This is a genomic window from Candidatus Desulfolinea nitratireducens (assembly GCF_982879505.1).
Genome location: NZ_CEYOSI010000108.1, coordinates 1 through 10,901 on the forward strand (window position 1 = coordinate 1; position 10,901 = coordinate 10,901).

6 protein-coding genes are annotated in these 10,901 nt (G+C 51.9%); 1 reads left to right on the forward strand and 5 read right to left on the reverse strand.

Translation table 11 applies throughout. The features are described from left to right. The 4 genes from AC3DOM_RS10570 to AC3DOM_RS10585 form a co-directional block, all read right to left on the reverse strand. Window positions 1–853, reverse strand: an 853-nt coding sequence (locus tag AC3DOM_RS10570; protein WP_487919013.1) for an SH3 domain-containing protein, incomplete at its 3' end; no start/stop codon positions are given. An 11-nt stretch (window positions 854–864) separates the two neighbouring features. Then, window positions 865–3,423, reverse strand: a complete 2,559-nt coding sequence (locus tag AC3DOM_RS10575; protein ID WP_487919014.1) for a pentapeptide repeat-containing protein — start codon at window positions 3,421–3,423, stop codon at window positions 865–867. Window positions 3,424–3,605: 182 nt separating this feature from the next. After that, window positions 3,606–5,426 (reverse strand): aldehyde ferredoxin oxidoreductase family protein, encoded by a 1,821-nt coding sequence (locus tag AC3DOM_RS10580; RefSeq protein WP_487919015.1) that lies wholly within the window; start codon window positions 5,424–5,426, stop codon window positions 3,606–3,608. A 109-nt stretch (window positions 5,427–5,535) separates the two neighbouring features. Then, entirely contained in the window at window positions 5,536–5,775 is a 240-nt protein-coding gene (locus AC3DOM_RS10585) for a MoaD/ThiS family protein (RefSeq protein WP_487919016.1), read from the reverse strand. Window positions 5,776–5,912: 137 nt separating this feature from the next. Between AC3DOM_RS10585 and AC3DOM_RS10590 the strand changes: the two genes are divergently transcribed. After that, on the forward strand, window positions 5,913–8,747 hold the full coding sequence (locus tag AC3DOM_RS10590) for an FAD-binding and (Fe-S)-binding domain-containing protein (RefSeq protein ID WP_487919017.1): 2,835 nt from the start codon (window positions 5,913–5,915) through the stop codon (window positions 8,745–8,747). Between the two features lie 284 nt (window positions 8,748–9,031). Here the strand turns inward: AC3DOM_RS10590 and AC3DOM_RS10595 are convergent, their stop codons facing one another. Continuing rightward, on the reverse strand, window positions 9,032–10,819 hold the full coding sequence (locus tag AC3DOM_RS10595) for an ABC transporter ATP-binding protein (protein ID WP_487919018.1): 1,788 nt from the start codon (window positions 10,817–10,819) through the stop codon (window positions 9,032–9,034). Window positions 10,820–10,901 lie beyond the last annotated feature (82 nt).

The following is a 10,901-nucleotide window of genomic DNA, read 5'->3' on the forward strand; positions in this document are numbered from 1 at the left end:
AATGATCAATGCCGTTTGCGTGGCTGACAACTGACCAGCTTAAAGTTACACCACCGGTTACATCAACACAGTTTAATGTTCCGCTTGGCGAGATCAGATTTGGGGCTGTCAGTGGAGCAGGCTGGGTTACGGTTACGATTGGGGCAGGCGGAGGCGTGATCACGGGCACAGCGCTGATGTCACCTTCGACCGTGACGGTGCCATCCCAAATCCAGCAATCGGCACTGCCGGGAATCCGGATCACCCACCAGGATTGATCTGTATTCCGGCCAACAATGGGGGCTGTCCTGCCCGTGGCCAGGCTGCTCGTCACCGCATAATCCACGCGGGGACCCTGACGGCAATTTGCGTCCTGGGTGGCGGTTGCAGTTGGCGCGCCCGGTGTGAAGGTGGGCGTTGGAGTAAAAGTTAGCTCTGTGAAAGGCGTGTTTGTGAAACCGGGTGTAAAGGTCGCCCTGACAACGGAGCCAATCATGACTGTGACGCAATTCGAGCGGACAACCTGGCCGCTAGAAGTAGTCAGGTAGACGCACAAGGTTGCCGGGCCATTTTGGGTCGGTCGCCAGGGCTGGTTCATCCTGCCCTCGAACATCGGCAGGTGAAATTTGTCCTCGCGCACGCCCACCCCGTTGACTTCCAGGATCATCCCTTGTGCACCGCCCGGATCCGAGAAGCTTGATATCACAGAGACCACTCCGCCAACTTTTAACTGCGCACCCTCCTGCGGTTGGCCGATCTGCACACTCGCAGCACCAACCTCACTGACCGAGGCTGGCAGGCTACAACCCACCAACAGGGCGACCAGAATCAAGACAACCGTTGATTTTATGAAATTATAAGAAGTTTTTTTCATGTCGCCCTCCATCAGGGGCTTAAATGACCTTCGCATGTGCCGCCAACATCATGGCTATTGCTGCCATCGGGGCACCAGGTGCCTGACCAAATTACACCTTCTAATTGTACATTTTCGAGATTTGTATTTCGAAAATCTGCGAGAGTCAAATTTGCACCATTTAATGTAGCGCCAGAAAAATCCACGCTATTCATACTTGCAGAGCTCAAATCTGCATTGGTAAGTATAGCTTCTGCCAGGTTTGCGCTATCCAAGTTCGCCCAGCTTAGATCTGCCCCACTTAAATCTCGACTGCGGCCGCCACGGTTTACCAGGCTCCAGACTAAAAGCCATTTGTCGTCTACCGTTGTGCCCTGATCGATTCTAGACCCGAGCATATCAACCAATCGTAGATCGGCACCCTCGAAGTTGGTATCTCGCAAGTCTGAATAACTCAGGCTGGCTCTAAACAGGTTGGCATTCGTCAAATTCACTTGTCGAAGATCCTGGTTTGAAAGGTCCGCCCCCACACACTCGGTATATGGACCAGCCAAAGGCACAGGTTGTATGATAAGACAATCTCCAATCATAAAATTTTCCAATCTGGGAAGCCCTGGTTGAAGATTGTTTATACACGTATCGCCGTGGTCCTGGCTTTTTGTACCATCCGGGCAGGTAACATTTCTCCAGGTTGTGTCCGTCAAGTCAGCGCTATTCAGATCAGCTCCGAAGAAATTGGTTAGATCAAACCATGAACCGCTCAAATTCGCATCACGAAAACCTGCCCAAACTAAATCAGCTTGGAACAGGCGAGACTCGCTCAGATCAGCGCCGGGAAAATCACGACTATAACCACCCTGGTTGACCAGCTCCCAGACCAGTTTCGATTTTATGTCCATCTTTGTACTATTATCAATTCTCGTATTATAGAAATTTACCAGTCTCAAATCCGCGTTTCGCAAATCTGCGCCACAGGTCAGGTTTGCTTCAATCATATTGGTATCATACAGATTGGCATTCCGCAGATCGACTCCGCGTAAATCCGCTCTCAGTAAAGTAGAAAAAGAACAAGACGTGAATGGTCCACCAGGTACATTAACCGGTAGAATAATCTGGCAACCGTCGATTTCAAACGATTCCTGTTGGGGAGGAGCACCGCGGCACAGGAGCGGAGTAGCCACATCCAGCGGCTCGATGACCGGATCCTCGTCCGGATTCCAGAATCCCCGCTCCGCAGGAATTTCCCAGCCAGGTTGGTTTCCAGGATCGTTACCCGGCGCCGGGGGAGCCTCATCTGCCACTGCACACTGCATGAGCGGCTGGTTGTTTTCATCCACCCCCATATTACAAATAACCTGAACATCGGCCCAATGGGGTAACGATACCTGCCCGGCAAGATCCACGGACTGAAGAATAAATATCCACACTCCCGGCTCCGCCAATGGATGCACGAATTCGAAACTGCAATCCGGATTGGCTTCACAACCAACTGCGAAATTATCAAATACGCCCACAGGAGTCTGTGTTTCCAATCGCAGCAGCCCCAACCCTACATTATCGTGGCCGCTCATTTCCACGATCGCGGCAACCAAATCCCCATTTCGGATAGGGGTTACCTTCAATTCAGCCGTAGGTGCTTCATCATCGAGCTGAGGAGGTTCTCCTAGAATCGGACCGCCAGGTACGGGGATGTTTTCACCGTCTGCCGCGCAATTCATGAACGGTTGATTGTTTGCATCTACCCCAGCATTACAAATCACATCCACCGATGCAAACTGCTGCTGCGCAATCTGCCCCGACAGATCCACAGCAGTCAGGATGAAGACCCACTTCCCGGATTCTGCCAGGGGGCGATCAAATTCACGGCTGCATTCCAGATTGCCCTCGCAGTCGTATTCAGTAAGTTCAGGGTTTCCACCTGGAGATTGGATGATCAGCCGCATTTGGGTCACCCCCGTATTATCACTGGCACGGACCTGTACATGTGCGATAACCGAATCTCCATCCTGCATGGGAGTAACCAGCAATTCTGCCACTGGCGGTTCGTCCCCGGCGGGAAGCGGCTGAGCGGCTTCATCAGGCTGGGCTGCGCCAACAGGATGTCCCGCACCAGCGCCTGCCCCGGCAACTATTTCCTCGATGGTTTGGTTCACATCCAGCGGTTGCGCGTCTTGAATAACGGTGGGTATGTCCGCGCCCTGCACGGTTACTAAAATGGAAGCAGGTTGACTGGCGTGTCCGCCGCGGTCATATCCGATAGCGCTGATCTCGTGATTCCCCAGAGCAGAACCAAACCACGGGACGACCGCCTGGAAGGTTAATTCGCCAAACGCTGATGCGCTGCGCTCCAGTTGGCCGTCCACGAACAATTCGATGCGGTCCAGGCCAGCCTCGGACTGACCTTCGACAATCAGCACCAATCCCTGTCCGGAATAGATGGCGTGGCTGGCCTTAGGTTGGATGAATTGGACAATCGGTAACGCTCCGCCACTTGGTTCGGAGAATAAATACCAAATACCCCCAGCGACTCCTACAATCAGGAGGCCAAGAATTCCGATTATTATGCAGTTTCTAAAAATTTTTCGGTTCATAATTCTCGAAACTCCTCTCCCTGTTTTCACGAGCGCAACACGGCTAATTTTGCCAGATTTATCCTTTTTATTGTATATTAATTCAATTGCAAATTCAACAGGCTCTTTGGCAAATGGAAACCCCCATAAGTCCTAAAAACTCATGGGGGCTGAAAACCAACAATAGATTATTTTTTGATGGTTTACTGCAATCCCAAATCCTTTAATTTCTCCTCGGTCGGAAAACCTTTCTCATCCCAACCACGGACTTCATAAAATTCGGGCAACATTTTATCCAGCTCGGCGACGTGTCCTTTGGCCGGGCCATCCGGCAATGGCTCATTGAGCATGCGTGGAGGAAGGGTGTCCTCTGTCGATCCGGCTTTGAGGAGGAACATCCGCTCAAGGGTGTAGACACGGTCAGCAGCCTTTAAAACCTCTGCGGGAGTATAGGCCACACCAGTGGTATATTCCATCAGTTGCGATAGTCTGGTTGGCCAGATCATCCGGTCTGTATTGAATACGTAGCGCACCGCCAGAAAAACGCATAAGCCAGAAGCATCGATCAGCGCAAAGGCATCCTGGAAACGGGCGACCAACTCCCCTTTGCCATCCGTGGTCAGCGGGTCATCCTTGATCGGGACACCAAAGACTTCTTCGTAGGCCACGTCACCTTCCATGTGGGAAGCGCCTTTATTGGATGTTGCATAAAGCAGACCCATTCCCTGCGAGCCGCGAGGATCATAGCCAGGAAATTCCTGTTTACGAGTTGTAACGGCAATTTCGGGGTGGCCGTATTTTTCCGCTAAACGGTAGCTACCCTCCGCAAGTTCGTTCCCGAACCCATCGCGATAAGCCATCTTTTGGACCATGTCGATCATTGCATCAGGATCACCAAAGCGGAGCGGCTGTCCGATCTCCTCTTCAGAGATATAGCCTTTTTCATACATTTCCATTGCGGCGGCAATCGTCATCCCGGTCGAAATGGTATCCAATCCTAATTCATTACACCAATAATTTGCCTTGGTCACGGCCGCAAGATTATCGACTCCGCAGCCACTTCCAAAAGCTGAAATGGTCTCGTATTCGGGGCCTTCACCTTTGCCTGCATATTTGCCATCGGGAACTTCCGTCAGACGGCCACAGGCGATCGGGCAACGGTAGCAGGGCTTCGGCTTGATCAAATATTTTTCTTTAAGCGCCACGCCATCGATCTCATCAACACCTTCAAAGGTGCCGGTTTGCCAGTTGCGGGTCGGTAAAATACCAAGTGTATTCGTCACTTGCGGCACATAGGCCGTTCCATATTCACGCAGTGATGAGCCAGCCAGCATATCCGCGCCAACCTCTTTGGCAATGATCAGGCTGAGTTCACGCATCTTTTTATCATCGGCAAATATAGGATTCTTTCGTCCGTAGGCGACCACACCCTTCAGATTTTTACTGCCCATGACAGCCCCAACACCGGATCGGGCTGCAGCGCGGTCTTTATCGTTCATCACAGCTGCCATCAGGACGAGATTTTCACCTGCGGGACCAATGCACGCAGCTTTCGCCTTTGGATTTGTTTCCGCCAAAAGAGCATCGGTTGTGGAAGGAACATCCTGCCCCCAAAGATGCTCAGCCGAGCGGATTTCCACCTCGTCTTCGTTCACCCACAAGTAGACGGGTTTTTCCGCCTTGCCCTCAAAGATGAACAGATCGAAACCGGTGCGCTTCATCCATGTCGGGAAATCACCGCCCGAATTCGAATGCGCCAATGCACCGGTCAATGGGGATTTGGTGACGACCATGTAACGGTTGCCCGTCGGGGCAGTGGTTGCCGTGAGGGGGCCCGTGGCGAAGATCAATTTATTATCCGGGCCCAAAGGATCAACCTGGGGATCTACTTCATTATAGAGATAGCGAATCGCCCAGCCACGCCCGCCAAGATAATCTCTGGCGATCTGAGGATCCACATCCTCAACGGAGGTTTTCTGATTGGTCAGGTCTATGCGTAAGATTTTTCCGTGCCATCCGTACATGTTTTTCTCCTATTTTTTTACCAAAAAGTCACAAAGGAACACAAAGGATTTCTTTGTGGACACAAAGATTAAAAACTTTGTGCTCTTTGTGTTCTTCGTGGTGAATTCTCTATCCACCAGCAACTGCTGAGAAGGCGCTGACCACATCTCCCTCCACCAAAAGCGTGGAGAGCGGCACAGTCAGCCCGTTGACAACGATCACGCTGGATGCATCCTGCGGGACGTTAAATTGCGCCATCACAACCGAGGCCGTTGTGCCTTCTGGCACCTCGATCTCGATCTTATTCCCTTTCGTGCCGGGTGGCAATAATTCCATAAAGGTGGCGATCAATCTAATGCTGATTTTCATAAAGTGATTTTAACACGAACTGTCAAGAATATCTTCTCATTGTTACAGACCATCCTGTGGCGAGAAGGGTTGATATCCTTTGGAAAGGGTAAAAAAGACTGTACAATATGATTATTCCTGAGATTAAGAGGTTTTCCATGAATAATCTTTCAGAACATCTGACCAGCATTCTTCCAGAAAATCGAGTAAAAACCCGCGAAATTGACCGCATCGCCTATGCCAATGACGCCTCCTATTTCAGGCTCGTTCCACAAGCGGTGGTACAGCCAAATTCGATTGACGAGATCCAGGCCTTGCTCCGCTTCAGCCAGCAGCAGCGCGTTCCAATGACCTTTCGAGCAGCCGGAACAAGTCTTTCAGGACAGGCTGTTACGGATGGGATTCTGGTGGACATCTCAAAGGATTGGGGGGATTACAGCGTGGAAAATGACGGCGCACTCCTGCGGGCCAAACCGGGCATCGTTGGCGGATTTCTGAATAAGGTGCTCAAACCCTATGGACGCCGAATTGGTCCTGATCCTGCCTCGATCGACGCGGCCATGCTGGGCGGTATTCTGGCCAATAATTCTGCCGGGATGTGTTGTGGGGTGACCGAGAACGCATATCAGACTCTTCACAGCATGACCATCATTCTGCCAAATGGATTTGTGCTTGATACAGCATCGCCGGAAGCTGACCGCATCTTTGAGAGCGAACAAGCGCAAATCGCCCAGGGCTTGCTCGATCTCAGAAAAAGGTTGCTCGCCAATCCCGATCTGGCCGAGCGAGTCCGCCACCGCTACCAGATGAAGAATACCAATGGCTACTCACTGAATGCTTTTCTCGATTTCGATACCCCGCTCGACATCCTGACTCACCTGATGATCGGCTCTGAAGGGACGCTGGGATTTATCGCCGAAGCCGCCCTGCACACCTTGCCCGTCCTGGAGCACAGGTACACCGCTCAATTATATTTCAAGACCGTCCAGGATGCGGCAGATGCCATCGCTCCGCTGAGGGAGTCAGGCGCGCGGGCGGCAGAGATCATGGACCGCGCCTCCCTCCGTTCAGTGGAAGCCGCGCCAGGCGTTCCGGCCATCCTGCGGGAATTGCCCGGGAGTGCCGCCGCCATCCTTGTCGAGTATCAGACCCCTGACGCTGAATCACTCGTTCATTTCCAAAAGGAAGCTTCGCGCACCCTCAAAAAATTGCGTTTGCTGCATGACCCGGAATTCACGCGAGACCCCGCCCGGCAAGCAGCACTCTGGAAGGTGCGGAAGGGAATCATCGCCTCGGTTGGGGCTATGCGCGCACCCGGTACTACTTCACTGATAGAAGATATCGCCTTCCCCGTCCCGCGTTTGGCCGATGCTGTCACAGACCTGCAAGCATTATTTGCAACGCATGGTTATCCGGAAGGCGTCATATTCGGGCACGCCAAGGATGGCAACCTGCATTTTCTGGTCAACCAGTCCTTCAATACGCAAGATGAAGTTTATCGCTTCGACGGGTTTATCTGTGATCTGGTGAAGGTAGTCAGCGGCAAATACGACGGCGCCCTAAAAGCCGAACACGGAACCGGACGCAATATGGCGCCTTTTGTCGAAACTGAGTGGGGGACAGAGGCATACGGTATCATGCGTGACCTGAAATCCCTGCTTGACCCGGATGGGATGCTCAACCCCGGCGTGCTCATCAACGCGGACCCGCAAGCGCATGTGACCCATGTCAAGAATATCGCGCCCGTATCGCCGATCGTGGACGCCTGCATAGAATGCGGTTTCTGCGAATCGAAATGCCCGAGCAGACGCCTAACTCTGACCCCGCGACAGAGGATCGTTGTGCAGCGCGAGATTTCCAGACTCAGGGCACTCGGTCAGTCGGCCGCTTTCCTGGTAAAGGATTACGTCTATGATGGGATTGAAACCTGCGCCGTGGACGGCTTATGCGCCAGCGCCTGTCCGGTCTCGATCGACACCGGTGAGTTGACCAAGCATCTGCGTGCCGAGTCTCTCAAAGGAGAAAAGACTGCGGGCTGGATTGCGAATAACTTTGGATTGGTTGAAAAATCGGTAGGCCTGGGAGTGAAAATCGGGCATATGCTTTCACCCCAAAGGACACACAGGAGCACAAAGGAAAAACCTTTTCTGGCCTCAGCAGCTGAAATACTTGAGAAAATTGCTGGCGCGCCCCTGCCAAAGTGGAATAATTCGATTCCATATCCCACCGGAAAACTGCCGCAGGGAGAGGCTGAAATTGCCGGAAAAGATTATATTTATTTTCCATCCTGCATATCCAGACAACTTGGCCAACCCGCAAGCGACCAGCAAAGCTCACTTGCCGAAACACTTATCACAATTGCTCAACGGGCTGATATCAATCTAAAAATTCCCACCAGGGTTTTGGGCACATGTTGCGGGATGCCCTTCTCATCAAAAGGGTATTCATCCTCCTATAAAGAAACCCTGCATAAGACCATTCTCAAATTCTGGGAGTGGAGTGAACAGGGAAAACTCCCCATCGTGATTGACACAACTTCTTGTCTGCATTCCCTGCGGAATTGTACGGAGGCGCTTTCCAGGGATGACCAGGTTTTCTTCCAGCAAATGACCCTCCTGGACAGCCTCGAATTCATCCATGATACGCTCCTGCCTCACCTGGACATCTACCCCTTAGATGAGGACGTGGTTCTGCATCCGAATTGCTCAGCGCGCAAGCTGGGACTGGATGAAAAACTGCTCTCGATAGCGAAGCAATGCGCTCGCTCAGCAACCATTCCGCTCAACCTGGACTGCTGCGCTTTTGCCGGTGACCGGGGTTTGCTTTATCCCGAATTGACCGCCTCTGCTACTCAAAAAGAATCCGCCGAAGTCACCGAACGCGACTACGGCGGTTACTATTCATCCAATATCCCCTGTGAAATGGGGATGTCAGAGGCGACCGGGATGGATTATGTCAGCATCGCGTACCTGGTTGAACGTGCTACGCGCTGAGAAATCTCAGTCTCTGAGCGAAGCCGTAGCGACATGGTACCCGAAGGGTGTAGCGAAGGCGCAGTCGCCTGTGCTCGACAAAGTGAAGAGCAGCTCTGGATTACCCGTCCTTCGACTGCATTCTTCCCTTCGGTCATCGCTCCGCTCACACCGTCCCGGTATCCTTCGGGAGGAACTGTTAATTTCTTGTCATTGCGAGGAGGATATTTCCCGACAAAGCAATCTCCATAACAGTAAAGGAGATTGCCACGTCGCAGGAGTATGCTCCTCGCAACGACGGATCATTAGTCTCTCCGCACACCAGTCTGGACACCCCAAAGACGGGCATAGATACCACCCTCTGCAACCAACTCATCGTGGCGGCCCTGTTCTTTCAACTTCCCGTGCTCAAGGACAAAGATCCTGTCTGCATTGCGGATGGTGGATAGACGATGAGCGATAACGATGGTCGTACGTCCGATCGCGATCTGCTCAAGGGAGCGTTGGATCAGAGCTTCGGTTTCATTATCGACTGAGGAGGTTGCTTCATCGAGAATCAGTACGGGCGGATTCTTGAGCACTGCGCGCGCAATCGAGACACGCTGACGCTGCCCACCAGAGAGCTTTTGTCCGCGCTCACCGACAATGGTGTTGTATCCCTGTGGTAAATCCATAATAAAATCATGGGCTTCGGCAATTTTGGCGGCCTCGATGATCTCTTCATCGCTGGCATCAAATGTGCCATAAGCAATATTTTCACGGACTGTGCCGTGGAAAAGATAAACGTCCTGACTGACAAAGCCAATCGCCTTGCGCAGATATTCCACCTGAATATCGCGCAGATCAAGTCCATCGAGGGAAAGAGAGCCCTTCTGGACATCGTAGAAGCGTAAAAGCAATTTGACCAGCGTTGTTTTGCCTGCGCCTGTCGAGCCGACAATGCCGACCGTTTCCCCAGCTGGTATTTTTAGGGATAGATCATCGATAACGGAGAGGTTATCGGTGTTATCGTATTCGAATGAAACCGAATCCAATCTGATTTCCCCGCGTACCACGCTCAAGTCCAGGGGCGTTTCGCCGTCGGGAAGCAGGGCATCCGCATCCAGCAAATCCAAAACCCTATCGGTGGAGGCCATCGAACGCTGATACAAATCCAGGGTTTCTCCTAGGTGGGTAAGGGGCCAAAGCAGGCGCTGTGTGATAAAGATCAGCACCGAATAAACACCAATCGCAATTTCGCCTGAAAGTGCCATCCGTCCCCCAAAAATGAGAATGGCGATAAAGCCAGACATGATGATCATGCGGATGAGGGGCACAAAAGCGGAGCTGAACTTGATCGCAGCTTTATTGGCAATCCGATAGAGATTGCTCTCATGGGTAACGCGCTCCAATTCGTGATTTTCAGCAGTGAAGCTTTTGATGGTCGCGATACCACTGAGATTATTGGCGAGCTGCCCGTTCAGAACACCGACCTGCTCACGAACGGCAGCATATTTGGGTGCAAGGGTATGTTGAAAACGGATTGATCCCCAGATGATGAATGGCATCGGAAGCATCGCCATCCATGCTACAGAGGGGGCAGTATAGAAGAAAATTCCGCCTATAACAATTACCGTAGTGGTGACCTGCCAAATATCATTGACGCCGCCATTCAAAAAACGTTCGAGCTGATTGACATCGTTATTGATGACGGAGAGCAGCCCGCCCGTGGAGCGGTCTTCAAAATATGCCAGCCTTAAATGCTGAACATGATCATAAGTGTCGATCCGTAAGTCGTGCTGGATGGTCTGCGCCAGATTGCGCCAGGCAACTTGATAGAGATATTGGAAGATGGATTCAAAAACCCAGATAAAGACCGTTAGCCCCGCGAGGACGAGGAGCTGGCTACCGGTATCCTCGACACCGTATTTGGCGATCAGCGAATTCTCTTGCTGGACGACCACATCCACCGCGGCACCGATCAGGATGGGGGGAGCGAGGTCGAATATTTTATTGAGGATTGAATAAAGGGAGGCCACGATCATCGCACGACGATGAACCGTGGCGTAGCCCCATAAACGGGAGAGGGGGTGAGATTTTTGGGTTTGAGTCATGGAGGTATTATGCCATTAGTGGAGGTAAAACACAAAGGCTTAACACGAATACCACGAATAGTGCAAATTACACGAATAAATG